General features: G+C 72.5%; 22 protein-coding genes. 10 read left to right on the top strand and 12 right to left on the bottom strand.

The annotated features are described in order from the left end of the window. Positions 1-51: 51 nt before the first annotated feature. The 7 genes from AB0J53_RS24135 (at position 52) to AB0J53_RS24105 (ending at position 5,899) form a co-directional block, all read left to right on the top strand. Entirely contained in the window at positions 52-552 is a 501-nt protein-coding gene (locus AB0J53_RS24135) for a TetR/AcrR family transcriptional regulator (RefSeq protein WP_219501043.1), read from the top strand. A gap of 86 nt (positions 553-638) precedes the next feature. Further along, positions 639-1,826: an MFS transporter gene (locus AB0J53_RS24130; RefSeq protein ID WP_364175961.1), complete on the top strand. Its 1,188-nt coding sequence runs from the start codon at positions 639-641 to the stop codon at positions 1,824-1,826. Between the two features lie 92 nt (positions 1,827-1,918). After that, entirely contained in the window at positions 1,919-2,839 is a 921-nt protein-coding gene (locus AB0J53_RS24125) for an ABC transporter ATP-binding protein (protein ID WP_308125623.1), read from the top strand. Next, complete coding sequence (locus AB0J53_RS24120; RefSeq protein ID WP_364175958.1) at positions 2,836-3,633, top strand: ABC transporter permease; 798 nt, start codon at positions 2,836-2,838, stop codon at positions 3,631-3,633. Before AB0J53_RS24125 ends, AB0J53_RS24120 begins: the two co-directional genes overlap by 4 nt. Before the next feature lie 17 nt (positions 3,634-3,650). Continuing rightward, on the top strand, positions 3,651-4,766 hold the full coding sequence (locus AB0J53_RS24115; protein WP_364175955.1) for a histidine kinase: 1,116 nt from the start codon (positions 3,651-3,653) through the stop codon (positions 4,764-4,766). Continuing rightward, on the top strand, positions 4,763-5,368 hold the full coding sequence (locus AB0J53_RS24110) for a response regulator transcription factor (protein ID WP_219501035.1): 606 nt from the start codon (positions 4,763-4,765) through the stop codon (positions 5,366-5,368). The genes AB0J53_RS24115 and AB0J53_RS24110 overlap by 4 nt, the downstream gene beginning before the upstream one ends. A gap of 42 nt (positions 5,369-5,410) precedes the next feature. Beyond that, positions 5,411-5,899 carry an HIT family protein gene (locus AB0J53_RS24105; RefSeq protein WP_364175952.1) on the top strand — a complete coding sequence of 163 codons (489 nt, stop codon included), beginning with the start codon at positions 5,411-5,413 and terminating at the stop codon, positions 5,897-5,899. Positions 5,900-5,941: 42 nt separating this feature from the next. On the opposite strand, the gene AB0J53_RS24100 is transcribed toward AB0J53_RS24105, so the two are convergent. The 10 genes from AB0J53_RS24100 to AB0J53_RS24055 form a co-directional block, all read right to left on the bottom strand. After that, positions 5,942-6,895 (bottom strand): electron transfer flavoprotein subunit alpha/FixB family protein, encoded by a 954-nt coding sequence (locus AB0J53_RS24100; protein ID WP_364175949.1) that lies wholly within the window; start codon positions 6,893-6,895, stop codon positions 5,942-5,944. Positions 6,896-6,914: 19 nt separating this feature from the next. Beyond that, complete coding sequence (locus AB0J53_RS24095) at positions 6,915-7,694, bottom strand: electron transfer flavoprotein subunit beta/FixA family protein (protein ID WP_364175946.1); 780 nt, start codon at positions 7,692-7,694, stop codon at positions 6,915-6,917. 183 nt (positions 7,695-7,877) lie between these two features. After that, positions 7,878-9,074, bottom strand: coding sequence for a serine/threonine-protein kinase (locus AB0J53_RS24090; protein WP_364175944.1), 1,197 nt, complete (start codon positions 9,072-9,074; stop codon positions 7,878-7,880). Positions 9,075-9,110: 36 nt separating this feature from the next. Further along, positions 9,111-10,886 carry a serine/threonine-protein kinase gene (locus AB0J53_RS24085; protein ID WP_364175941.1) on the bottom strand — a complete coding sequence of 592 codons (1,776 nt, stop codon included), beginning with the start codon at positions 10,884-10,886 and terminating at the stop codon, positions 9,111-9,113. 16 nt (positions 10,887-10,902) lie between these two features. After that, positions 10,903-13,005, bottom strand: a complete 2,103-nt coding sequence (locus tag AB0J53_RS24080; protein ID WP_364175938.1) for a protein kinase — start codon at positions 13,003-13,005, stop codon at positions 10,903-10,905. Between the two features lie 132 nt (positions 13,006-13,137). Continuing rightward, complete coding sequence (locus AB0J53_RS24075; protein WP_219501022.1) at positions 13,138-13,656, bottom strand: YbaK/EbsC family protein; 519 nt, start codon at positions 13,654-13,656, stop codon at positions 13,138-13,140. A gap of 54 nt (positions 13,657-13,710) precedes the next feature. Beyond that, positions 13,711-15,261, bottom strand: a complete 1,551-nt coding sequence (locus tag AB0J53_RS24070) for an FAD-dependent oxidoreductase (protein ID WP_364175935.1) — start codon at positions 15,259-15,261, stop codon at positions 13,711-13,713. Positions 15,262-15,291: 30 nt separating this feature from the next. Continuing rightward, positions 15,292-16,134: a M55 family metallopeptidase gene (locus AB0J53_RS24065; RefSeq protein ID WP_219501020.1), complete on the bottom strand. Its 843-nt coding sequence runs from the start codon at positions 16,132-16,134 to the stop codon at positions 15,292-15,294. A 642-nt stretch (positions 16,135-16,776) separates the two neighbouring features. Beyond that, complete coding sequence (locus AB0J53_RS24060) at positions 16,777-17,982, bottom strand: DUF6395 domain-containing protein (protein WP_364175932.1); 1,206 nt, start codon at positions 17,980-17,982, stop codon at positions 16,777-16,779. Next, a complete protein-coding gene (locus tag AB0J53_RS24055; RefSeq protein WP_219501018.1) occupies positions 17,973-18,317 on the bottom strand; it encodes a hypothetical protein in 345 nt (114 codons plus the stop codon). Before AB0J53_RS24055 ends, AB0J53_RS24060 begins: the two co-directional genes overlap by 10 nt. 241 nt (positions 18,318-18,558) lie before the next feature. Here AB0J53_RS24055 and AB0J53_RS24050 point away from each other — a divergent pair, with 241 nt between their 5' ends. Beyond that, a complete protein-coding gene (locus AB0J53_RS24050) occupies positions 18,559-19,857 on the top strand; it encodes a glycoside hydrolase (RefSeq protein WP_364175930.1) in 1,299 nt (432 codons plus the stop codon). Then, on the top strand, positions 19,854-20,903 hold the full coding sequence (locus tag AB0J53_RS24045; RefSeq protein ID WP_364175927.1) for an endo-1,4-beta-xylanase: 1,050 nt from the start codon (positions 19,854-19,856) through the stop codon (positions 20,901-20,903). The genes AB0J53_RS24050 and AB0J53_RS24045 overlap by 4 nt, the downstream gene beginning before the upstream one ends. On the opposite strand, the gene AB0J53_RS24040 is transcribed toward AB0J53_RS24045, so the two are convergent. Further along, positions 20,890-21,663: an enoyl-CoA hydratase-related protein gene (locus AB0J53_RS24040; protein WP_364175924.1), complete on the bottom strand. Its 774-nt coding sequence runs from the start codon at positions 21,661-21,663 to the stop codon at positions 20,890-20,892. The two genes, AB0J53_RS24045 and AB0J53_RS24040, sit on opposite strands and share 14 nt — an antisense overlap. Positions 21,664-21,776: 113 nt before the next feature. On the opposite strand from AB0J53_RS24040, the gene AB0J53_RS24035 reads away from it, so the two are divergent. Continuing rightward, positions 21,777-23,693, top strand: coding sequence for a peptidoglycan recognition family protein (locus tag AB0J53_RS24035; RefSeq protein ID WP_364175921.1), 1,917 nt, complete (start codon positions 21,777-21,779; stop codon positions 23,691-23,693). Here AB0J53_RS24035 and AB0J53_RS24030 read toward each other — a convergent pair. After that, entirely contained in the window at positions 23,659-24,555 is an 897-nt protein-coding gene (locus AB0J53_RS24030) for a MurR/RpiR family transcriptional regulator (protein ID WP_219501009.1), read from the bottom strand. The two genes, AB0J53_RS24035 and AB0J53_RS24030, sit on opposite strands and share 35 nt — an antisense overlap. Positions 24,556-24,573: the final 18 nt, after the last annotated feature.

Here is a 24,573-nt window from a genome sequence, read left to right as displayed (position 1 = left end):
GCTAGGGTATCTCGTTTGCTACTGTACCGTCCGGACGGTACAGTAGACGGCATGAGAAGGGACGAGCTGCTGGACGCCGCAGAGGATCTGCTCTGCGACCAGGGCTCGGCCGCGCTGACCCTGTCCGCCGTCGCCGACCGCGCCGGTGTGAGCAAGGGCGGCCTCCTCTACCATTTCGCGACCAAGGAAGCCCTGATCAAGGGCATGGTCGAGCGGCTGATCCAGGAGTTCGACGATCTCCTGGCCGCCCAGGACGACGCCACCTACACCGAGCGCTACCTCGGCGCCACGCTGGCCGCCGTCCGTCAGGGCAGGCTGCGACGATGGGCCGTCGTCACCGGCGCGTCGGGCAACATCTTCCTGCTCGCCCCGCTGCGTGAGGCGATGGCCCGATGGCACCGCGAAGAGCTCGCCGACGAGCCCGACCCGCTCGCCTCGCAGATCGTGCGCCTGGCCTGTGAAGGGCTCTGGGACGTGGCCAGCCACGAGCCGGAGCTCAACAGCGAGAGCGACCTGAGGGCCCTGGAGGCCCGCCTGCGGTCCATGCTCTGACCTTTCCCCCTTCTCCCTCCCCCCTTTTTCTCCTTTCCGTTCGTTCCCGCCCGGCTCGCGCGAGCCGGGCTTTTGTGAGGTGCCTTATGACGCGCGACCTGAGGATGGCCCGGTACGGGGCGGTCCTCACCTTCGTCCTGGCCGGTCTGATGGTGGGCACGATGACCGTGCGCATCCCCGCGCTGACCGACAAGCTCCATCTGTCGGAATCCATGGTCGGCACCATCCTGCTCGTGTGGGGGCTGGGCGCGCTGGTGACCATGCAGTCGATGCGCCGCGTCATGGCCCGCGCCGGCAGCCGGACGGTGTTGCGCGTGGGCGGGCCGCTGACCGCGCTCAGCCTGGTGGGGGTGGCGTTCGCGCCCGACCTGCCGGTGCTGCTCGGCGCGGTGACGCTGTTCGGCATGGCGTTCGGCATGGTCGACATCGCCATGAACGCCCAGGGCTCCACGGTCGAGCGCGCCTACGGCCGGCCGCTGATGAACGGCATGCACGCCGGCTGGTGCGTCGGCGCGATCGCGGCGGGCGGCGTCGGCAGCCTGTCGATCGCGCTGGGCCTGTCGTTCACCGCCAACGTGGCGCTGGTCGGCCTGCTCGCCCTGCCCGTGATGATCGCCGTCGGCCGGACCTACCTGCCCGAGGCCCCCGTCGCCGAGGGCGCGACGGCGGCCCGCCGCCGCATGCCGCCGGTCGTCTACCTGCTCGGCGCACTGATGTTCTTCGCGTTCATGGTCGAGGGCACGGTCGCCGACTGGAACGGCCTGTACATGCGCGACACCATGGGCGCGCCGGAGGCCGTGGCCGCGCTCGGCTACCCGATCTTCGAGCTGGGCATGCTGATCGCCCGGCTCACCGGTGACCGGCTGCGCTCCCGCTTCGGCGTGCGCGGCATGCTGACCGTCTCCGGGCTGGCCACGGCCGGGTTCTTCGCCGTCGTGCTGGCCGCGCCCGCCGCCGTGGTGGCGCTCGGCGCGGTGTTCTTCGTCGGCCTCGGCGTGGCGACGATCTCGCCGCTGACGCTCTCGCTGGCCGGCACCGCCACCCCCAACCCGGGCCCGGCGATCGCCCAGGCCGGGGCGATGGGCTACGCGGGCCTGCTGCTGGGCCCGGTGGTGATCGGCTTCCTGTCGGACGCCACGTCGCTGCGTACGGCGCTCGGCCTGGCCGTCGTGCTGGGCCTGCTGATCGCGGGCGCCGCCCGGTTCCTGCCCCGCCGGGAGAGCGCCGAGATCACCCCGCTGCCCACCAGGACCGAGCACGCGGCGGCCGCATGACAAATGTCACCGTCTGACCCCGCGATCCTCCCGGGAGATCGCTGAGAACGCACACTGCCGGGCGGGCCCCTCCGCCCGGCAGAGTGAGGTCCGTGAACACGACAGCGATCGAGGTGCGGGACCTGCACCAGAAGTACGGCGACTTCGAAGCGGTCAGGGGAATCGGCTTCGAGGTCGGCCGCGGCGAGCTGTACGCGCTGCTCGGCACCAACGGCGCGGGCAAGACGACCACGCTCGACGTGCTGGCCGGCTACGCGCCGCCGACGAGCGGCCAGGTACGCGTGCTCGGCCACGACCCGATCGGCGAGCGTGCCGAGGTGCGCCACCGGATGGGCATCGTGCTCCAGGAGGCGGGCTTCTACAAGGACCTCACGGTCGCCGAGACCGTCGACGCCTGGCGCCGCTGGACCCCGAACGCCCTGCCCAGGGGCGAGGTGCTGGAGCGGGTCGGGCTCCCCCACCGGGCGGGCGTGCGCGTCTCCCAGCTCTCCGGCGGCGAGAAGCGGCGCCTGGACCTGGCGCTGGCCGTGCTCGGCCGGCCCGAGCTGCTCTTCCTCGACGAGCCCACGACCGGGCTGGACCCCGAGGCGCGGCGCAACGTGTGGGAGCTGATCCGCGACATGGTCGCCGAGGGCACCACCGTCCTGCTCACGACCCACTACCTGGACGAGGCCGAGCAGCTCGCGCAGCGTCTGGCCATCATGCACGGCGGCCGGATCGTCACCGAGGGGTCGCTGGCCGACGTGGTCGGCGGGCGCGGCACCCGTGTCACGTTCCGGCTGCCCGGCGTCCTGCCCGGCGACCTGCCGTACGTGCCGGGCACGGCCGGGCGCTCGGTGACGCTGAGCGGCGATGCGTACACGGTGGAGACCCACCAGCCGCAGGAGGACCTGCGGGTGCTGCTGAGCTGGGCGCACCAGCACGGCAGGGAGCTGGACGGCCTGGAGGTCCGCAGGCCGACGCTCGAAGAGATCTTCCTTGAGGTGGCAGCGGCGGAGAGGGTGGCGGCGTGAACTGGTTGTCGATGGTGTGGGCGCAGGCGCGGCTCAACCAGACGGTCCTGCTGAGGCAGCGCGGCATGGCGTTCACGGTCCTGCTGCTGCCGCTGTTCCTGGCGTTCGTCTACACGAGCGGCCCGCAGGGGGCCGAGATGGTGAACGGCGTGCCGGGCGGGGTGTTCGCGGCGGTGAGCGCGATCGCGGTGGTGCTGCCGTTCTCGTACATGACGATCGCCACCGCCGTGGTGGTGCGGCGCGAGGAGCGCGTCTACAAGCGGCTGCGCGGCAGCGCGCTGCCCACCAGCGCGATCTTCGCCGGTGACATCGTGCACGCGACCATCCTGGGGGCGGTCCAGGCGGTGATCATTCTGGTGTTCGCCATGGGCGTGGCCGGCGCGCCGATGCCGAGCAACGTCCCGCTGCTGCTGCTCGCGTTCCTGCTGGGCGCCGCCGTGTTCGCCGCGCTGGCGATCGGCACGGCCGGGCTGATCCCCAACTACGAGGTGGCCCAGCTCGTGGCGCTGCCCGTGCTGTTCGTGAGCATGTTCGGCGCCGGGCTCATGTTCCCGGTGAGCGTGCTGCCCGAGTGGGGTCAGCGGGTCGCCGAGATGCTGCCGCTGTCGCCCATCGTGGCGATGATGCGCACCGCGATCCTGGGCCGCGACTTCGCCGCCGACGCCGCCCCCGCCGTGGGCTTCCTGGAGTCGTTCCAGGTGTCGGCCGTCGCGATCGGGATCGGGCTGCTGTGGATCGGCGTCGGCCTCTGGTCCACCCGCCGCTACTTCCGGTGGGACCCGCGCCGCGCATGACCGCCATAATGCGACGTGTGAGCGCGCCCGTCGTCAGCACCAGGGTCATCGCCGGCGTGGCGGTGGCCCTGTTCGCCGCTCCCATGGTGTTCTCCCTGGCGTCGGCGGTCGTCGCCTTCTCCACCGGCACCGCGGGCCGGTGGTGGCCGCTCACGCTGGCGATCCTGCTGGTGACGCTCCTCACGGTCAGCTACGCGCGGGTGCTGTGGGCGGCCTTCCTGGGCCGGCTGACGTGGCGGCACCGCCTCGACGTGGCCGCGATCGCGGTGATCGCCTACGGGGTGCCGCTGTTCGCCGGGGCCGGCTGGGTCGGGCTGCCGATGGCGTTCATCTCGGTGGCGTCCGTGGTGTTCGTCCGGCCCGCCGTGACCTGGACCGTCACGCTCGCCGCGATCGCCGTCACGCCGGTGCTCATCCTCCTCATCGGGATGCCGCTGCCGGTCGCCCTGCTGTACGGGCTGCTGGCCATGCCGACGATCGCGCCGATGACGTACGGGGTGGCCTGGCTCTGCCGCCTGATCGACGACCTGCGCGAGGCGCGGGCCGAGCTGGCGCGGCGGGCCGTGGACGAGGAGCGGCTGCGCTTCTCCCGCGACCTGCACGACACCCTCGGCCACACCCTGCACGCGATCGCGCTCCGCGCCGAGCTCGGCGAGCGGCTGGTCACGACCAGCCCGGAGCGGGCGGGCGCGGAGCTGGCCGAGATCCAGCGGATCGCCCGCACCTCCGTGCACGACGTGCGCGAGCTGGTGCGCGGCTACCGGGCCACGTCGCTGGCGACCGAGCTCGACGGCGTCGCCGCCGTGCTCGGCGCGGCCGGCATCCGCTGCGACAAGCCCGAGCTGCCCGCCGAACTGCCCGGCCACGTGCACGCGCCCCTCGGCTGGGTGGCGCGCGAGGCCGTCACCAACGTCCTGCGCCACAGCACCGCCACCTGGTGCGAGGTGACCGTCCACACCGAGGAGGGCAGCGTGCACCTGGAGATCGTCAACGACGGCGGCCCGAGCACCGGCCGCTTCAGCCGGGGCAACGGGCTGACCGGCCTGGCCGAGCGCATGAAGGCCGCCGGCGGCGCGCTGGAGGCCGAGTGCGGCGGCGGCCGCTTCCGCATCACCGCGTCGGTGCCGCTGTGATCAAGCTGCTCCTCGCCGAGGACCACCACCTGGTACGGGGCGCGTTCGTGGCGCTGCTGGGCACCGAGCCCGGCATCGAGGTGGTCGCCGAGACCGGCCGCGGCGACGAGGCCGTGCGCCTGGCCGTCGAGCTGCGCCCCGACGTGGCCATGCTCGACATCGACATGCCCGGCCTCGACGGCCTGGCCGCGGCCGAGCTGATCGGCGCGCAGGTGCCCGGCTGCCGCATCGTCATCGTCACCGGCCACGGCCGCCCTGGTTACCTGCGCCGGGCGATGGCGGCGGGCGTGCGCGGCTTCGTCGGCAAGGACAATCCGGCCACCACGCTGGCCAAGGTGATCAGGCAGGTGCACGACGGCGGTCGCTACATCGACCCCGAGCTGGCCGCCGACGCGCTGTCGAGCCAGGAGTGCCCGCTGACGCCCCGCGAGCTCGACACGCTCCGCGCCGCCTCCGGGGGCGCGCCGGTGTCGCGGATCGCCCGCCAGCTGAGCCTGTCGGAGGGCACGGTGCGCAACTACCTGTCCTCGGCGGTGACCAAGCTGGCCGTGGAGAACCGGCACGCCGCCGTCCGCCGCGCCCGGGACCTCGGCTGGCTCTGACACGACCGCCGGCTTCATACGGTCGTTGGCTTTAATGTGATCATGGAGAGAAACGTCCGCTTCGACGTCGACGCCTACGTGGCGCGCGTCCGGTCCTCGCCGTGCTTCATCTGCGCCATCGTCGCCGGCGACCCGGCCTACGACGCGGAGGAGATCGTCTACGAGGACGAGCACCACCTGGCGTTCCTGAGCCGCTACCCGACGGTGCCCGGCTACGTGCTGGTGAGCCCCAAGGCCCATCTCGAACACGCGGTGCGCGACCTGGACGAGGACGCCTACCTGGCTTTGATGCGCGTGGTCAGGAAGGTGGCGCTGGCCGTGGAGGCCGTCGTGCCGTCGGAGCGCACCTACCTGCTGACGCTCGGCAGCCAGCAGGGCAACTCGCACCTGCACTGGCACATCGCGCCGCTGCCTCCGGGCACCCCGTACGAGCAGCAGCAGTTTTACGCGCTCATGTCGGAGAACGGCCTCATCCCGTGGACCCGGGAGCAGGCGGCCGACCTGGCGCGGCGGTTGAGAGAGCACCTGTGAGCGAACCGGCGGGCCCCCGCGTGGGGAGCCCGCCGGGTCCGGTCACTTGCGCTTGTTCACCTCTTCGGTGAGCTGCGGGACGATCTGGTGCAGGTCGCCCACGATGCCGTAGTCGGCCAGCTCGAAGATCGGCGCTTCCGGGTCCTTGTTGATCGCGACGATGGTCTTCGCGGTCTGCATGCCGGCCCGGTGCTGGATGGCGCCCGAGATGCCCGCGGCGATGTAGAGCTGCGGGGACACGGTCTTGCCGGTCTGGCCCACCTGGAACTGGTGGGGGTACCAGCCGGCGTCGGTCGCGGCGCGGGAGGCGCCGACGGCCGCGCCAAGCGAGTCGGCCAGGCCCTCGATGACGGAGAAGTTCTCCGCCGAGCCGACGCCGCGGCCGCCGGAGACCACGATCGCGGCCTCGGTGAGCTCGGGGCGGGCGCCCTTCTCCTGCTTGACGCGCTCGACGATGCGGGCGGCCTTGGCGGAGTCGGTCAGCGCGACCGACACCTCCTCCTCGGCACCGGCCCCGGCGGCGGCCACGGGGGCCGTCGAGTTGGGGCGCACGGCGACGATCGGGGTGCCCTTGGCCACCTTCGCCTGGACGTTCACGCCGCCGCCGAAGATCGACTGCTCGGCCACGAAGCCCTCGCCGAGGCCGACGGCGTCGGTGATGACGCCCGAGTCGGTCTTGACGGCCAGCCGGCCCGCGATCTCCTTGCCCTCGGCCGTGGCGGCGACCAGGACGGCGGCCGGCGACTGGGCGGAGACGAGCTGGGCGAGCAGCTCGGCCTTGGGCGCGACCACGTAGCCGACGATCTCCTCGGAGCCGGCCACGTAGATCTTGTCCGCGCCGTATTCGGCGAGTTTGGCCTTGGCCTCGGCGGTGACGCCGGGGCCGGCCCAGACGGCGGACGGCGAGCCGAGCGAGCGGGCGAGGGTCAGCAGCTCCAGCGTGACCTTCTTGACCTCGCCGTCGACCTGCTCGACGAGAACGAGAATCTCCGACATATCAGTAAAACCCCCGTTCTCAGATGAACTTCTTGGACGCCAGGAAGTCGGCGACCTTCGCGCCGCCGTCGCCCTCGTCCTTGACGATCGTGCCGGCCGCGCGCGGCGGGGCGGCGGCGAAGTCGACGACCTGCGACCAGGCGGCGCCGAGGCCCACCTGGGCGGCGTCGATCTCGGCGTCGGCCACGGTCAGCGTCTCGACCGGCTTCTTCTTGGCCGCCATGATGCCCTTGAAGGACGGGTAGCGCGGCTCGTTGATCTTCTCGACCACGGACACGACGGCGGGCAGCGTGGCCTCGACCTTGTCGTAGCCGTAGTCGGTCAGCCGCTGGATGCTGATCGAGGAGCCGTCGACGTCGACCTTGTTGGCCAGCGTGAGCTGCGGCGTGCCGAGGCGCTCGGCCAGCATCGCGGGCAGCACGCCGGTGCGCGCGTCGGTGGACTCGGAGCCGAGGATGACCAGGTCGAACCCGATCTTCTTCAGCGCCTGCGCCATCGCGTAGGAGGTCGACAGCGCGTCGGAGCCGTGCAGCGCGTCGTCGGTCAGGTGGACCGCCTTGTCGGCACCCATCGCGAGGGCCTTGCGGATGGTCTCGGTGGCCTTGCCCGGCCCCATGGTCAGGACCGTCACCTCGCCGCCGTGTGCTTCCTTGAGCTTCAGAGCCTCCTCGACGGCATACTCGTCAAGCTCGTTCACCACGCCGTCGACCGCGTCACGGTCGAGCGTCTTGTCATCGGACCGCAGCTTGCGCTCGGTCGCCGTGTCGGGGACCTGCTTCACGCAGACGACGATGTTCATGGCCGGTGGCCGACCTCCCGTGTTCGCGTGCGCCACCGCGTCGTTGCGGCGGCGCCGGATGCATGCTGTCCAGACTGCCAGGTGCCCCGTGGCGTTGTGACATCGGGGCTCCAGCGGTCATGTTACGCATCAGTAGCTTGCGTGCAAACGCCAGCGACTCTCACCATACCGAACTTTATTCGGTCACGCGGAGAGCAGGAACACGACCCCCACCACCAGGGCCGTGCCCGCGAACAGCGCCAGCACCGGCGTGGTGAAGATCGCGCTCAACGCCACCGACAGCCCCAGCGCCCCCGCGATCCCCGCGAAGTCCGCCACGATCCGGCCCTTCCTGAACGGCCCGCGCGAATAGAGCCCGAACCCCGCGTCGATGACCACCACCAGCGTGAACGCCGACAGCAGGAACAGCGCCACCTCCGGCAGCGGCTCGCGCGCGGCGGCGGCCAGCAGCGAGACGAACACCCCCGAGCCGATCAGCCAGCGCCTGCGCACCCGCTCGCGGTGCCGGGCCCTGGCGACCTCCGCCGGCTCCTTGCGGGGCAGCCGCATCTCACGGGTGGACAGGTGATGCACATCACCCGCCGCGCGCCGCCGGGAGAAGCGCGGCTTCGCCGGCGCCTCCACCCCCAGCCGCTCGCAGATGCGCGCCGCCGTCGGCCGCGCCGCCGGATCGACGGCGAGGCAGTCACGCAGCAGCGGCTCCAGCCACCCCGGCGTGCCCTCCAGATCGGGCTCGTGATGGACCACCCGGTAGGCGACCGCCGAGGCGGGCCCCTGACCGTACGGCTGCCGTCCCGTGGCGGCGTAGGCCAGCGTCGCGCCGAAGGAGAACACGTCCGCCTCCGGCCCCGCCTGTCCGCCCTCCAGGACCTCGGGGGCTAAGTAACCGGGCGTGCCGACCACCGCGCCCGACGCCGTGACCGACAGGGAGTCGAGCGCGCTCGCGATGCCGAAGTCGATCACCACGGGCACCCCGTCGGCCATCATCACGTTGGCCGGCTTGAGATCGCGGTGCACCACCCCGGCCTCGTGCATGGCCAGCAGCGCGTCGGCCAGCCCGGTGGCCAGCGACCGCAGCTCCGCCACCGGCACCGGCACCGCGCTCAGCGGCCTGCCCTGCACGTAGCGGGTGACCAGGTAGGGGCGCGAGACGTCCAGCGAGGCGTCGAGCACCTCCGCCACGTGCGGCCCGCCCACCCGGCGCATGGTCTCGACCTCACGGGCCAGCCGCGCCAGCGCGCCCCCGTCGGTCACCACGTGCGGGTGCAGCACCTTGACCGCGACGGTCCGGCCGTCGGGATCGAGCGCCAGATGCACTTCGCCGAACCCGCCCGAGCCCAGCCGCGAAAGCAACTGGTAGGGGCCGAGGTGCTCGCTCATACCCCCTACTTTCCCCCCGGGCGGCTCCGGAGACACTCACGACCAGGGTGACAGGAAGCCGAGCCCCAGATCCTTCAGCAGGTCGCCGATCAACCCGGTGATGAGGCCCACCGCGCTGTCCTGGGCGCGTTCGGTCAGCTCGTTGATCACCGTCTCGGGTGCGCGCCACGGCTCCCACGACGGATCCTGGCCCAGCGCGAACATCACCGCGAACAGCGCCAGCGTGCCCACGGCCACGGTCGCGACCAGCGCCGCGCCCGGCGAGCGCAGGGTCGCCGTCAGCGTGCGGGTGACCGCCTTGCGCGGCGCCCCGCCGCCCGGCAGCAGGAACAGCCCGGCGGTGAACGCCCCGGCGGCGTAGGCGGCGGCCTCGTTGACGCCCATCCCGCCGCCCCAGCGCAGCACCCCCCACACGCACACGCCGAACAGGATCGACAGCGGCACCTGCGCCACGCTCACCAGCGCCGCCTTGACCAGCGCCCACGGCGTGCCGACGAGCACCAGCAGCGGATCGGCCGCGCTGCTGCCGCGCACCTGGCGGCGCTTGACCATGTCGCCGAACAGGTATTCGCCCATCCGGAACACCAGCGCCAGCACGATCGCGACCATGCTCACCACGACCGGCATCATCACGGCCAGCGCGACGAGCGACACCATCAGCAGCAGCCCGACGAACTGGCTGCCCACCAGATAGCGCTTGCGCTCGGCCGGCCTCGGCTGCGGCGGCGGCGTGTAGGGCCTGGCCTGCGGCTGCGCCGAGGGCCTGGTCGGCGGCGGCGCCGGATAGCCCGCGACCCGCTGGTCCGGCCTCGGCGCCGCCGGGGGCCGCGCCGAGATCGGCGCGGGGACGTAGGGCGGCGGCCTCTCCTCACGCGCCGGCGGGCGGCGGTCGTAGTCGACCGGCGGCAGCACGTCGGCGAACGACTCCATCACCCGCGTGCGGTTGAGCAGCCGCCTGGTGCGGCTCGGCGCCTCCGGCGGCGTCTCGTGGAACGTCGTCACCGACGGGTCCAGCGCCTTGGCCATCTTGAGCAGCTCGCGGGCGTCGGGCCGGTCCTCCGGCTCCACCTGGAGCGCCCGGCTCAGCCAGCCGCGCAGCCACACGGGCGCCTTGTCGAGCTGGGCCCGGCCCTCCATGATGTTGAAGCAGACCGCCTCGAACGTGCCCGTGCCGAACGGCGGGCCGCCCACCGCGGCGAAGAACACCGTCGAGGCCAGCGAGTGCACGTCCGCCTTCTGCGTGATGTCGGAGTCGCGGATGATCTCCGGCGCCAGATAGCCCGGCGTGCCGACGAACATGCCCGTCTGGGTCAGCCGCGTGGCGTTGACCAGGTGGGCGATGCCGAAGTCGATGACCAGCGGCTCCTCGCCCACCAGCATGACGTTGGACGGCTTGAAGTCACGGTGGATCACGTCGGCCGCGTGGATGGCCACCAGCGCCTGGCACAGGCCCTGCGCGAGCTTGATGATCTGACGCGCCTCCAGCGCGCCGTCGGCCAGCACGGTCTCCTCCAGCGTGCGGCCGGGGGCGAACCGGGTCACCACGTACGGCTGGCCGCCCACGAGCTCGGCGTCGAGCACCTCCGCCACGTACGGGCTGCGCACCCGGCGCATCGTCTCGACCTCGCGGGTCAACCGGTCGCGCGCCTTGAGGTCGGCGGCCACGTGCGGATGCAGGACCTTGACCGCGACCTCGCGGCCGTCGCCGTCGACACCGAGGTGGACAACCCCCATGCCGCCCTCGCCGATTCGCCTGACCAGACGGTAGGGGCCGAGCCGCTCCGGCGTCTGGGTGTCGCCGCCCGTGCTCATCGCAACCGTCCCCGCGTCATCCGTCGTCGCCCCCGTTCAGCTTCTCCAGCAGATCCGTCGCCGAGCCGACGTCGACCGGACTCCATACGGCCTCCCTCGCGTCGTCCCCGTACGTGCTGTAGGCGAGGATGAGGGAGAGGGCGGCCCCTGCCGCCAGGACTCCCGCCATCACCATCGCCGCTGTCCTCGAGGGTACGAGCGATGAGAGCGTCCTGCGCATCTGCCTTCCGGGGCCCTCCACCCCCGGGCCGGCGCAGACGGTCCACAGCGCCACCGCCGCCCCCCAGGCCAGCGCGTTCGACGGGTCCATCTTGACTACCACGGTGAGCAGGAGCGTAACGGGCAACCCCAGAATGAGAGCGTAAAGAACGAGCGCCAGCGTGATGCCCGCCGACTTGGCCAGCGCCTGCGGCAGCCCGAACACCCTGACCACGTCGAGGGCCGCCGCGCTGCTCGGGCGGCGCACGGTCAGCGACGGCTGGGCCAGGTCGGCGGCCCGCAGCAGCACCGCGACCGGCACCGCCACCACCGCCACCAGCACCGGGGCCAGCGCGGCCAGCACGATCATGATGATGAGCAGCATCGCGCCGGCCACCGCGTAGGCGGCCGACTGCTTGAGCGGCTGGCCCGGGAGCGCGCCCGGGATGAACGGCTCGCGCCGCGTCTGCGGCTCGGGCGGGAACTGCGCCTGCGCCGGGATGTAGGGCGGCGGCGGCACCGGGGCGCCGCGGCCGTAGTCGGGCGCCTCCGGGCGCACCCGCCGGGTCGGCACCTCGCCCTCCGGCGGGTGGACGGCGGGCGCCTGGTTCCACGGCAGGCTCTGCCGGCCCGCCTCGCGCTGCATCTGGCGCAGCTCCTCCGGGCTCACCCGGCGGGTCGGCCACGGGTCGCCCTGGCCGGGGAGCAGCGACACGTACTGCTGGTCGGCGGTCTGCGGCGGGGCGTGCGGCGGGCGTCCGTCGACGACCTGGCGCGGCGTCACGGGCGGCGTGGCGGCCTCCCACGGCTGCCGGTCCTGCCCGTGCGCTGCCACGTCGCTCCCGTACGGCCGCGCCACCGGCGCGCCCTGCGGGCCGCTGCCGTGGAGCGGCACCGGCGCGCCCTGGGGGCCGCTGCCGTGGGGGTGTCCTGCCGGTGCGTCCTGGGGGCCCGTCCCGTACGGGGGACGCGCGGGCGGTTCCTGCGCGCCCGTGACCGGAACGCCCTGCGGGCCGGTGCCGTAGGGCGGGCCGGGGCGGTCGGCGTAGGGCGGCGGCAGGTGCTCGCCCGTGCGCGGCGGCCCGTCGGGGCGCGGCACGGTGGAGATCTGGTCGGGCGCGCCGCCCGGCGGCCTGGGCAGCATGCGCGCGGTCTGCTCGGCCAGCTCGGCCGCCTTGGGGCGCTTGGCCGGATTGCGCTGGAAGGCGGCCTTGAGCAGCGGCTGGATCGCCTTCGGGGCGGCGCTGACGTCGGCCTTGCCGGCGGTGATGTTGTAGAAGACCATCTCCAGCGTGCCCTTGCCGAAGGGCGGCTGGCCGGTGCCGGCGTAGAGCAGGGTGCCGGCCCAGGCGTGGATGTCGACCTCGGGCCCGGCCTCCTGGCCCTCGATGATCTCCGGCGCCAGGTAGCCCGGCGTGCCGATGAACATGCCCGTCTGGGTCAGCCGGGTCGCGTCGACCGCCTGCGCGATGCCGAAGTCGATCAGCACCGGCTCACCGTCGAGGATGAGCACGTTGCCCGGCTTGAGGTCGCGGTGGATGACGCCCACCGAGTGCACGGCGGCCAGCGCCGCGGCCACCCCGTAGCCGACCTTGAGCAGCGCGGGCAGGTCGAGCGGCCCGTCGTTCTTGACGATCTCGTCGAGCGCGCGGCCGGGCACGTAACGCGTCACGATGTACGGCCGGTGACCGGTCACGTCGGCGTCGAGCACCTCGGCGATGTAGGAGCTGCGCACCCGGCGCATCGTCTCGACCTCGCGCGCGAGCCGTCGCCTGGCGACCTCGTCACCGGCGACCTCGGAGCGCAGGACCTTGACCGCCACCTGCCGCCCCTGAGGGTCGGTGGCGAGGTGGACCACGCCCATTCCGCCCTCGCCGAGCCGCCTGAGCAGCCGGTAAGGGCCGAGTCGGTCATCGTTCATGGCATGAAGCACCATACCGGCTTAATCCCCGCCCACGAGATGAACCACGAGGCCACATTCCCACTCGTACAACGTCCAGAAGGGCCTCATCGGTTTCCCAATCAACGGTCTCGAATTGGCTACGGTGACCGATCAGCCGGCCAGAGGAAGCACTTCCGCCTGCTTGAGCCCCGCCAGGGTGGCCCCGGCGACGGCGAGCTTGGCCCGCCGCACCCCGGCGCCGATGACCACCTGAGGGTGCTCGGCCACGTTGACGTCCACCAGGACCGGCCAGCCGTCGGGCAGGCCGAGCGGGGTGATGCCGCCGTACTCCATGCCGGTGAGCTCGACTGCCTCCGCCATCGGGGCGAAGCTCGCCTTGCGCGCGTCGAGGTGCTTGCGCACCACGCCGTTCACGTCCACCCGCATCGTCGCGAGCACCATGCACGCCGCGTAGCGGATCTCACCGCCGCGCTTGGCGGCGACCACCACGCAGTTGGCCGACTCCTCCAGCGTCACGCCGTAGCGTTCGCAGAACGCCGCCGTGTCGGCCAGCTCCGGGTCGATCTCGGCCACCCGTACGCCGTCGAGCTCTCCCACGGCCCGCGCCACCGGCTCGGCCAGCAGGTCGGGCCGGTCGGCGGCGGGCACCCAGTGCAACGTCATCCCCAACTCCTCGGTCGCTCTCCCAGGACCTTACGCCGGTCCCGGGAGCGGCATGCGACGTCACGGCGACCGCAGCACCCGTTGGTGCAGTTGCGTGACGGCGCCGCGGGCGGACTCCATGGCCCCCGCCTGCCAGGCGGTCAGCCGGGTGAGCCAGTCACCCGCGAAGTACACCCTTCCGCTGGGGCGTTGCAGAAGAGTGAAGGACGAATCAAAGTCGGGCCAGCGCACCCAGCCGCCCTGGATGTGCTCCTGGCGTTCCCAGGCGATGGAGACGCTGGACAGCACGCCGGTGCGGTACTTCTCGCCGTGGATCTTCTTGCCCTGGGTGAGCGCGCGGCGCCTGCGGTCCTCCGGCGTGAGCGCGCCGTAGAGCTCGGCGTGCGCGTCGGTGTTGTAGTAGCCGACCACGATGCCGCGCTCGGCGTGGTAGTCGTGCGACGGGTACCAGATGTGGGTGATGTCCAGGTCGGTCTCGGTGACGCCGCCGTAGATCCGGTCCTCCAGCTCCCACCAGCGGCTCGCGTACTCCAGGCCGATCTTGCCGGCGGCCACGGGGACGGGCCGCCGGAGCGCGGCGGTGACGGGTTCGCCCAGGTTGTGGGGGATCTTGGCCAGCAGGTGCGGCGGGAGGGTGGCGACGCAGTAGTCGGCCTTGACGCTGCCGCCGGCCCAGGCGACCTCGACGCCGTCGGGCAGGTCGGTGATGCGGGTGACGCGGGCGCCGGTGGTGATCCGGTCGGCGCCGACGGCCGCGACGAGCCGGTCGACGATCGCGTCCATGCCGCCGACGGGCTGGAACATGGGGGTGGCCTGGTCGTACCCGAAGTCGTTGGTGATCGCGCGGCCGGTGCCGGCGGCGAGGACCTGGTGCAGGGTGCCGGGCGGGGCGAGCGGGGTGCCGCCGTCCAGCGCCGGATATTTCACGAAACCGCGCCTGCCGGACCCCTCGTACTCCAACCGCGGCCCCAGGTCCCCGAACCGGCGCAGGAAGTCCAGCAGCACCTCCTGGTCGCCCTTCGACACCTTCCTGTCGAGCGCGCCGACATGGGTGGCCTTGGCGAGCAGCTCGGCGATGTATCCGTACATGTCGGCACGGGCCGTCCCGGACCGCACCGTCTGGCCGTTCGTGTGCACGTACGTCTGCGCGCTGCGGTTGACGAACGTCTCGATCGGGACGCCCAGCTCGCGGCAGTAGTCCATCGTGACCATCCACGGCGCGATCCGCGCCGGACCGGCGTTGAAGTAGCTCCCCTCGCCGAACCGCACCGCCTGCGCCGGCCCGTTCAGCTCGGTCAGCCGGTCGCCGCCCCGCAGCGTCAGGCTCCGCCCGCCCGCCTTGGGCCTGGCCTCCAGCAGCGTGCAGTCGTAGCCGGCCTTCCCCAGCTCGTACGCCGCCACCAGCCCCGCCACGCCCGCGCCCAGGATCACCACCTTCGCCGCCGCCCGGCCCTGAAGGGAGAAATCACTCTTCTTGGGCGGCGTGAACGCCTTGTCCTGCTCCGCCGGCGCCAGCCCCAGCGCGCCCATCGCCGCGTACATGGCCCCGGCGCCGCCCGCCGCACCGATCCCGACCAGCAGCCCGCGCCTGGTCAGCGCCGCGCCGTCCATCACACCTCGCCGCCGTCCCCGGTCCCTCGATCAGCCGTACGGGCCACTGCCGCACGCCACCTGACCGCCGATGGTGGCGAAGATGCCGAACAGCGCCATGATCTGGGTGTAGTCGTCCGTCGTGAACTCCGTGTGGCGAGGCCCCACCGTCTTCACCCCGGGAACCAGCGCCACAGCCGCCGCGATGGCCGTGGAGTTCCACTCCACCCCCAGCGTGTACGGAGCCTCCAAGGTGTAAGGCGTGAAGTCGCTCAACCGGTTGAGCGCCCTGACCGTCGCCTCACGAATCCGCTGCTGCGCGACGCTCGGCGGCAGCAGTTCGGCCGAGAACTTCCCGATCCCCTTCTTGACCGCCACCGTCTCCACATCGCCCAGCAGCTCCCGCGCCTCCTCACCCACGGCCTCGTCACCGGTCACCACCACCACCGGGACCCCGTGGTAACCGGCGCACGCCGCCACCACCCGCGTCTCGCCGCACACCTCGCCGTTGAGGTACACGTTCTGGATCTCCTTGCCCATCCACGTATGGTTGAGCACCCCGTCCGCCACGCCCGCCCGCGCGTGGTAGCCCACGAAACAGGCCGCCGCGAACGAGCCGTCCAGGCCCTGCGCCATCCGCTGCGACTTCCCCGGGCCCCGGATCAGGCTCGCCCTCGGGTCCAGCAGATCGATCCGCAGGTTCTTCGTCGACCCGTGCGCGTCGTTGACCAGCACGCTCTCCGCCCCGGCCGCGAACGCCCCGTCGATCGCCGCGTTGGCGTCGGCGGTCATCAGCTCACACCCGCGCTCGTAGCCGCGCTGCCCGGCGTGCATCTCCTCCGGGTCCGTCAACCCGGTCACGCCCTCCATGTCAACGGACAGATATACCTTCACGCCTTGCTTTCCTCTCCGCTCCCGAACCCGCCCACAGCCCCAGCCGGCCTAGCATCGCACCCCGGCCCCCAACACACCCACCCCATACCAGACCGCACCACCGCAAACCGGCCCCCACGGGCGCGGGCGCATCCCCATGCCCGAGGCGACAACGGCACCAGAGAGGCACGCGGCCCCCCGGGCCAGCCTGCCCCGGACGCGGGCCGTCCCCGCCGCGAGCACGCCGGCAGCAGGAGGCCGCGGACCACGCAGAAGGGGCGGCGGCCCGTCGCCGAGTCCCGGTTGGGCACCGGCCGGCTCGTTCGCTGCGTACGCGTGGGAGGGCAGCGCCGCGTGGGGGCGCACCTCTCGTCCCGTACGACGGCGGCCCCGAGGGGCGCGGCGACGCGGGGCCGACCTGCCGCACGCAGGCCGTCCCCGCCGCGAGCGCGCCGGCAGCCCGTGGCCACGTCCCGCGAGGGAGCGGGGCGCGGCGGCCGTCCTGCCCGTATGGGACGGGCGCAGCGGCAGCCGGTGGCCACGGCACACGCGGAAGCGGGCGGCGGGTCGTCGCCGAGTCCCCCGTGGGGCTGGGCACCGGCCGGCCCGTTCGCCGGGGGGCGTTCGGGAGGGTGGGGCGGCCGGGGTGTGGGGTGGCTGGGGTCAGGAGCCCCATGATTCCACCCGGTGGCGTTCCGGGTCGGTCATGAGGCCGACGTGGGTGGTCAGGAAGGCGGCCGCCTGGTCGCGCCAGGGGGGTGGGATCTCGTCCAGGGACGGGGGGTAGCAGTGGTCGAGCCAGCGGGTGGACTCCTCGGTGGCCTCGAAGTGGTCCAGGGCCTTGGCGAACATGGTGTGCTCGATGCCGGGGATGCGGGCGAGGCCGTACTCGATCATCTCCTGGCCGCCGTAGGGCGGCGGCTGGAGCCACTTCTTGGCTTTGCCGCTGGTCGGCGGGATGGGGGTGTCGAGGGGGCGGCGTTCGACGGCGGCCTGGATGATCTCCTTGTACAGGCACTTGGCGCAGTTGCGGCAGGGCCCGTCGGTGCCGATGAGGCACCAGCGGACGTAGTCCTTGAGGTCGGAGTTCAGGGCCAGGCGCATGGTGACGGCCTCGCTCACGCCGCCCACGGGGAGGACGATGTGCACGCCGGCGGCGGCGAAGAGGCGGCCCCACGCGCCGTGCGGGGCCCACATGGGGTTGTCGGGCGTGTAGCGCAGCAGGTAGCGGTCGCCGCCGAGCCAGCGTGAGCCGAGCTCGTAGCCGAAGGCGAGCCCGCCGAGGTCGAGGCGGTCGGCGAGGAGCAGGGCGCCGGCGGCGACGGCGTGGTGCTCGGGGTAGCCGGGCCGGGGTTCGGCGAGCGTGAACTCCAGGTCGGAGGAGACGGTGGTGAGGTCGCGCCCGGTCCGCGCGGCGAGTTTGGCGAGCACGTCGGAGCGGTAGTGCGGCCAGCGGTTCGGCACGCGGGGGTGCGGGACGCGGCGGAAGTGGACGAACGGCGCGTCGGGGTAGATCGCGGCGGCGGCCACGGAGTCGGCGCCGCCGCTGTAGGAGATGGCGAGGGCGCGTCCGGTACGGCGTGGCTCGGCGGCGACGGGGCCGGCGTCGACGCCCCAGCCGTCGTGCAGCGCGGCGGCGACGTCGGCGGAGACGGCGCGGTCGAAGGTGATCCGGCGGCGGGTCCAGGGGGCGACGACGGTCCAGGCGGCGACGGCGAACAGGTCGGGGTGGGCGTCGTCCGGCACGCCGGCGATCGTGCAGGTGTTGGTGGCGAGCTTGACCGGGTGCTCGTCGGCGGCCCGGCCGGTGATCTCGTCCTCGGGGTCGAGGCGGAAGGTGAGCCGTCCGCCGGTCCAGTTCACGCGCACGGGCGTGCCTCCGTTCCGCGGTCAGGCACGGCGCCGGGGCCCGCCGAGCGGAGTTCGTCGACGGCCTGCCAGAGGAGGACCTCGTTCTGCAGGAGCCCGTCGAGCGCCTGGGCGGTCTCGTGGGCCAGGCGGCAGGTGTCGGGGGCGGGCGGCGGGGGCGTCTCCTTGAGGCGTTTCACCTCGGCCCGGAGGGCGGCCAGTTCGTCGCGCAGGGCGCGGGTCTCGCGGTGGGCGTCCTGGAGGTCCCGGCGGTGGTCGGCGATCGGGACGTAGTGGGAGTCGAGCCAGGCACGCACCTTGGCACGCAGCCGGGAGGGGACCAGGACGCGCATCATGACACGCCACCATAGTGGCAAAAAGCCCCCCCAGACCCGCCCGCCCTGGCAACACCGGCATCACGGCGGCCGGGCGTGGCGGCGGCGGGCGGAGGGTGTTGACGTCGCGGCGCCGGGCGCTTACGTTTCCCGCTGACGGCGAAAATTATCGCCTTCATTCCGAAATTTTCGGAGGCCAGGCGTGATGTCACGAAGCGTTGTCGCGATCGGCCTGCTCGGGATCACAGCGGTGAACCCAGCGGTGAACCCAGTGGTGAATCCGGAGGGCCGGCCCGTCATCACGGTCCAGGAGCACGTCCGCCATCAGGAGATCGACGGGTTCGGGCTGTCGCAGGCGTTCCGGCGCAACGAGCTGGTCCGCGCCCTGCCCGAGGAGCGGCAGCGGGAGCTGCTGGATCTCTGGTTCGACCGGGAGAAGGGCGCGGGCCTGAGCATCCTGCGCCTGGGCATCGGCTCCTCCCCCGCCGGCAGCCCGTACGACCACATGGTCTCCATCCAGCCCGAGGACCCGGGCGGCCCGGACGCGCCGCCGCGCTACACGTGGGACGGCGAGGACAACGGCCAGGTGTGGGTGGCCAAGGAGGCCCAGCGTTACGGGGTGCGGCGCTTCTACGCCGACGCCTGGAGCGCCCCCGGCTACATGAAGGACAACGGCGACGACAGGAACGGCGGCACGCTGAAGCCGGAGTGGCGCGAGGCGTACGCCCGCTACCTGGTGCAGTACACGAAGTTCTACGCCCGCGAGGGCATCCGGATCACCGACCTCGGCTTCACGAACGAGCCCGACTACACGGCCCCGTACGCGTCGATGCGGTTCACCCCGGAGCAGGCGGCGCAGTTCGTCAAGGTGCTGGGCCCGATCGCCCGGGGCGTGCGGGTCGCGTGCTGCGACTCCTTCGGCTGGAGCGAGGCGAAGGCGTACACGGCGGCGATCGAGGCCGACCCGGAGGCGCGCCGGTGGGTGCGGACGCACACCGGGCACACGTACGCCAGCCCGGTGGACGGGCCGCTGCCGACCGGCAGGAAGACGTGGATGTCGGAGTGGAACCCCGGCGGCGGCACCTGGAACGAGAGCTGGGACGACGGCAGCGGCTACGACGGCCTCACGGTGGCCCGCGCGGTGCACGACGCGCTGACGCTGGGCGGGGTCAGCGGTTACGTGTACTGGTTCGGCGCCTCGCGGGGCGCGACCAGGGCGCTGACGCAGATCGACGAGGCGGCGGGCACCTACCGGGTGTCCAAGCGGCTGTGGGCGCTGGCGGCCTACAGCAGGTTCGTCCGGCCGGGCGCGGTCCGCGTCGGGGCGGAGTCGGCCGACCCGGCGCTGAAAGTTTCGGCGTTCCGCAACCCCGGCGGCCCGACGGTCGTCGAGGTGCTCAACACCGGCTCGGAGGCCGTCACGTGGCACGGCGTACGCGGCAGGGCGGCCGCCTACGTCACCGACGGCACGCACGCGCTCGACCCCCTGCCCGTCGCCGGCCGGAGCGTGACGCTCCTGCCGCGCGCCCTCACCACGATCGTGATCGGAGATCACCGATGAGAGCACTCGCCCTCGCCCTGGTCCTGCTGCTGGCCCTGCCGGGCACGGCGTACGCCCAGGGCGGGCACGACCCGCGTGACCTGCGTGACCTGGCGCGCAAGAACGGCATCAGGATCGGCTCCGCGGTGGACGTGGCCGCGCTGCGGGCCGAGCCGGACTACCGGGCCGCGCTCAACCGCGAGTTCAACCACGTCACCGCCGAGAACGCGATGAAGTGGGAGTCGGTCGAGCCGGAGCGCGGCGTCCACACCTGGGACGACGCCGACGCGGTGGTGCGCAACGCCCGCCGCCACGGCCAGAAGGTACGCGGCCACACGCTGGTCTGGCACAACCAGCTCCCGGCCTGGCTGACGGCGGGCGTCGAGGACGGCTCGATCGGCGCCGCCGAGCTGCGGGAGATCCTGCGCGAGCACGTCACCACGCAGGTCCGCCGCTACCGGGGCCAGATCCGGGCCTGGGACGTGGTCAACGAGGCGTTCGAGGACGACGGCACGATGCGGCAGAGCATCTGGCTCAAGCATCTGGGCCCGGGCTACATCGCCGACGCCTTCCGGTGGGCGCACCGGGCCGACCCGCACGCCAGGCTCTACCTGAACGACTACAACCTGGAGTGGAGCGTCCCCAAGATCGAGGCGACGCTGGCGCTGGTCAAGGAGCTGAAGGCGCAGCGGGTGCCGATCCACGGGATGGGCTTCCAGGGCCACCTGGGCATCCAGTACGGCTACCCGGGTGACTGGGCGAACGTGATGGGCCGCTTCGCCGAGCTCGGCCTGGAGATCGCGATCACCGAGCTGGACGTGCGGATGGAGCTGCCGGTGACGGCGGAGAAGCTGGCCACGCAGGCCGAGTATTACACCCGCGCGCTCACCGACTGCCTGAGCGTGCGGGCGTGTGCGGAGGTCACGGTGTGGGGCTTCACCGACCGGCACTCGTGGGTCCCCGAGTGGTTCGACGGGGAGGGCGCCGCGTGCCTGATGGACGAGAGCCTGGCCGGGAAGCCCGCCTACGACGCCCTGCTGGCGCTGGGGAAGGTCAGCGGCCGGTGAACTTGGGGGTGGATTTCTCGGCGAACGCGGTCATGCCGATCTTGGCGTCGTCGGTCGCGAACAGGCCGGAGAACTGCAGCCGCTCGATCTCCAGGCCGGTGTCGAGGTCCACCTCCAGCCCCTGGTCGACGGCCTGCTTGGCGGCCCGCAGCGCGACGGTGGGGCCGCCGGTGAAGGTCGCGGCCCACTCGCGGGCGGCGCGGTAGACGTCGGCGTCGGGGACGACCCGGTCGACGAGGCCGATGGCCAGCGCCTCGGCCGCCGGGACGTGCCGGCCGCTGAAGATGAGGTCCTTGGCGCGGGCGGGGCCGACCAGGCGGGGCAGCCGCTGGGTGCCGCCGGCGCCGGGGATGATGCCGAGCTGGATCTCCGGCTGGCCGAGCTTGGCCGACTCGCCGGCGACCCGGAAGTCGGCGCACAGCGCCAGCTCGCAGCCGCCGCCGAGCGCGTAGCCGGTGATGGCGGCGATGACGGGCTTGCCGATGCGGGCCACGGCGGTGAAGCAGTCCTGGAGGGTGCGGGAGTGGGCGGCCATGTCGGCGTAGGACATGCCGGCCATCTCCTTGATGTCGGCCCCGGCGGCGAAGACGCGCTCGCCTCCGTAGAGGATGACGGCGTGCGCGTCGGGGTCGGCGTCGGCGATGCGCGCGGCCTCGGCGATCTCGCGCTGGACCTGGCCGTTGAGCGCGTTCATCTTGGGACGGTCAAGCGTGATCGTGGCGATCTGGTCGGCCACCTCGACACTCACGAAATCAGCCATGAGCCGACCCTACTAGTTAACGTCTGAAAAATTCCTTCGCAAAACTCTCGCCGGAGAAGGAAAATGTTGAGACGCTGACGGGGTTACAGCACCCCCCAGTCAAGGAGCGGTACATGCGCAGAGCGCTGGCGATCGCCGCGGTCGCCATTCTGCCCTTAGTCAACCTCACCGGCGCCCGCGCCGCCGCCGAACCGGACGACCGGCAGGCCGCCTTCGCGGCCGCGGCCGAGGAGTTCAAGGTTCCGCAGAGCGTGCTGCTGGGCGTCTCCTACCTGGAGTCACGCTGGGACGCCCACGCCGGCCAGCCCAGCAACGACGCCGGCTTCGGGCCCATGCACCTGACCGACGCGGCCGCGTACACCGGGACGAACCACCACCACGAGGAGGGCGCGGAGGACGCGCGCGGCGACGAGAGCAGGCCGCTGGTCGTCCCCGAGCACCAGGCGGCGCCGGTGGAGATCCCCGCGTCGCTGCGCACGATGGAGAAGGCCGCCGAGCTCACGGGCGAGAGCCACGAGCGGCTGCGCACCGACCCGGCGGCCAACATCCGCGGCGGCGCGGCGCTGCTGGCCGAGTACCAGAAGGCGCTCGGCGCGCCGTTCAGCGACAATCCCGGCGAATGGTACGGCGCGGTCGCCCGGTACTCGGGGGCCGAGGAGGCCGAGGCCGCCAGGTTCTTCGCCGACGAGGTCTTCGCCACCATCGAGCAGGGCGAGCAGCGCGTCACCGACGACGGCCACCGGGTGAAGCTCGACCCGGTCCCCGGCCTGGACAAGGTCGAGAAGTGGCTGGAGAAGCTCGGCCTGCGCCCGCCGCGCCGCGACGGCGTCGAGTGCCCGCCGACGATCTCGTGCGAGTGGATCCCGGCCGCCTACGCCGAGCTGCCGCCCGACGACTACGGCAACCACGACCTGTCGAACCGGCCGCACAACCAGAAGGTCGACTACATCGTCATCCATGACATGGAGGGCTACTTCGGCCCGTCGATCGGCCTGGTCCAGCGGGCCACCTACGGCGCGAGCTGGCACTACTCGCTGCGCTCCTCCGACGGCCACATCGCCCAGCACATCAAGACCAAGGACGTCGGCTGGCAGGCGGGCAACTGGTACATCAACGCCAAGTCGATCGGCCTGGAGCACGAGGGCTTCCTCGCCGAGGGCAGCACCTGGTACACCGAGGCGATGTACCGCACGTCCGCCAAGCTCGTCCGCTACCTGGCGTTCAAGCACGGCGTGCCGCTCGACCGCGCGCACATCATCGGCCACGACAACGTGCCCGGCACGCTGCCGACCACCGTCCGCGGCATGCACGAGGACCCGGGGCCGTTCTGGGACTGGGCGCACTACTTCAAGCTGCTCGGCAAGCCGCTGCACCCGTTCGGCGGGCCCAACTCGGGCAGCGTCATGATCAGGCCCGACTTCGCCACGAACAAGCCGTACTTCTACGGCTGCGACCGCAAGAACCCCGAGGCCGCCTGCCCGCCGCTGCCCGCCGGCACCGTCTGGCTGCGCACCGAGCCGCGCGCCGACGCGCCGCTGGTCAAGGACATCGGCAAGCACCCCACGGGCGAGTCGCTCTACAGCGTGTACGACCACAGCGCGCGGGCCAGCACCGGCCAGCGCTTCGCCGTGGCCGACCGGCAGGGCGACTGGACGGCCATCTGGTATCTCGGCCAGAAGGCGTGGTTCCACAACCCGGCCGCCGCGCCGACCGCCATCCCGTCGATGGGCCTCGTCGTGACGCCCAAGCCGGGCCTGGCCACGGTCCCGGTGTACGGCAGGGCGTACCCGGAGAAGGAGGCCTACCCCGAGGGCATCCCGTACCAGGCGGTGACGCCGTTGCAGTACACGTTCTCGGCGGGCGAGAAGTACACGCTGTCAGGCACGGCGGCGGCCGAGTACTACCGGGCCGTCACCTTCGACCCGGCCGGCCACACCGTGGTCCGCGGCAAGACGAAGTATCTGCAGATCCAGTTCGGGCACCGGGTGATGTTCGTCAAGGCTGACGACGTGCGGGTGACGCTCGCTTAGTGAACTCCTCGACGGCGCGCCTGGTGCTCGCGAGAGCCTCCTGTGAGGAGTCGAACGTGCGCTGGGCGACGCCGACGAAGACGCAGTCGACGACGAGGAGCTGGCTGATGCGGCTGGCCAGCGCGCCGGGCCTGAACTCGGTCTCGCGCCCGGCCGAGATCAGCACGTGCTCGGCCAGCTCCGCGATGGACGAGCGGGGGTTGTTGGTGATCGCGACCGTGGTCGCGCCCGCCTCCCCCGCCCTCGTCAGCGGCTCGATCACGTCGGGCGTCTCACCCGAGGTGCTGATGCCGATCGCCACGTCGCCTTCCCGGAGCAGCACCGCGCTGGTCAGCGCCAGGTGGGCGTCCTGGAAGGCGTGGCTGGACAGGCCGATCCGCATCAGCTTCTGCGCCATGTCCTCGGCGACCAGGCCGGAGGCGCTCACCCCGTAGGCGTCGATCCGGCGGGCCCCGGCGATGGCGTCGACCACCAGGCCGAGCCGCTCGGAGGTGAGCTGGGCGACGGTGTCGTTGATCGCCTCGGTCTCGGCCCGCGCGACCTTCAGGATGACCTCCGACAGCGGGTCGTCGGGCGCGAGGTCACCGGGGACGAGCCGGTCCGGCTGGGCGGCGGCCGCCGCCAGGGCCAGGCGGAGCTGCGGGTAGCCGGCGAAGCCGAGCAGCCGGGCGGTGCGCACGATCGTCGCCTCGCTGGTGCCGGAGGCGGCCGACAGCTCGGTGATCGTGCTGCGCGCGACCGTCGCCGGATCCTCCAGGATCAGCCTGGCGACGGTGCGCGCGGCCGGGGTCAGGGACGGCAGCACGCCGCGGACCGTCGCCACCAGTGTGTCTGCCCGCAGGCCGTTCCCGCTGTCGTCCACAGTGCAGATTATGCCGCT

This window comes from Nonomuraea sp. NPDC049725, assembly GCF_040674795.1.
Classification (GTDB): domain Bacteria; phylum Actinomycetota; class Actinomycetes; order Streptosporangiales; family Streptosporangiaceae; genus Nonomuraea; species Nonomuraea ceibae.
This window is presented reverse-complemented; position numbering and strand designations above follow the sequence as displayed.

Excerpts from the sequence above, each read along its gene's own strand:
- AB0J53_RS24135 (WP_219501043.1), top strand. The coding sequence starts at position 52 with ATGAGAAGGGACGAGCTGCTGGACGCCGCAGAGGATCTGCTCTGCGAC.
- AB0J53_RS24130 (WP_364175961.1), top strand. The coding sequence starts at position 639 with ATGACGCGCGACCTGAGGATGGCCCGGTACGGGGCGGTCCTCACCTTC.
- AB0J53_RS24105 (WP_364175952.1), top strand. The coding sequence starts at position 5,411 with ATGGAGAGAAACGTCCGCTTCGACGTCGACGCCTACGTGGCGCGCGTC.
- AB0J53_RS24100 (WP_364175949.1), bottom strand. The coding sequence starts at position 6,895 with ATGTCGGAGATTCTCGTTCTCGTCGAGCAGGTCGACGGCGAGGTCAAG.
- AB0J53_RS24095 (WP_364175946.1), bottom strand. The coding sequence starts at position 7,694 with ATGAACATCGTCGTCTGCGTGAAGCAGGTCCCCGACACGGCGACCGAG.
- AB0J53_RS24090 (WP_364175944.1), bottom strand. The coding sequence starts at position 9,074 with ATGAGCGAGCACCTCGGCCCCTACCAGTTGCTTTCGCGGCTGGGCTCG.
- AB0J53_RS24085 (WP_364175941.1), bottom strand. The coding sequence starts at position 10,886 with ATGAGCACGGGCGGCGACACCCAGACGCCGGAGCGGCTCGGCCCCTAC.
- AB0J53_RS24080 (WP_364175938.1), bottom strand. The coding sequence starts at position 13,005 with ATGAACGATGACCGACTCGGCCCTTACCGGCTGCTCAGGCGGCTCGGC.
- AB0J53_RS24070 (WP_364175935.1), bottom strand. The coding sequence starts at position 15,261 with ATGGACGGCGCGGCGCTGACCAGGCGCGGGCTGCTGGTCGGGATCGGT.
- AB0J53_RS24055 (WP_219501018.1), bottom strand. The coding sequence starts at position 18,317 with ATGATGCGCGTCCTGGTCCCCTCCCGGCTGCGTGCCAAGGTGCGTGCC.
- AB0J53_RS24045 (WP_364175927.1), top strand. The coding sequence starts at position 19,854 with ATGAGAGCACTCGCCCTCGCCCTGGTCCTGCTGCTGGCCCTGCCGGGC.
- AB0J53_RS24040 (WP_364175924.1), bottom strand. The coding sequence starts at position 21,663 with ATGGCTGATTTCGTGAGTGTCGAGGTGGCCGACCAGATCGCCACGATC.
- AB0J53_RS24035 (WP_364175921.1), top strand. The coding sequence starts at position 21,777 with ATGCGCAGAGCGCTGGCGATCGCCGCGGTCGCCATTCTGCCCTTAGTC.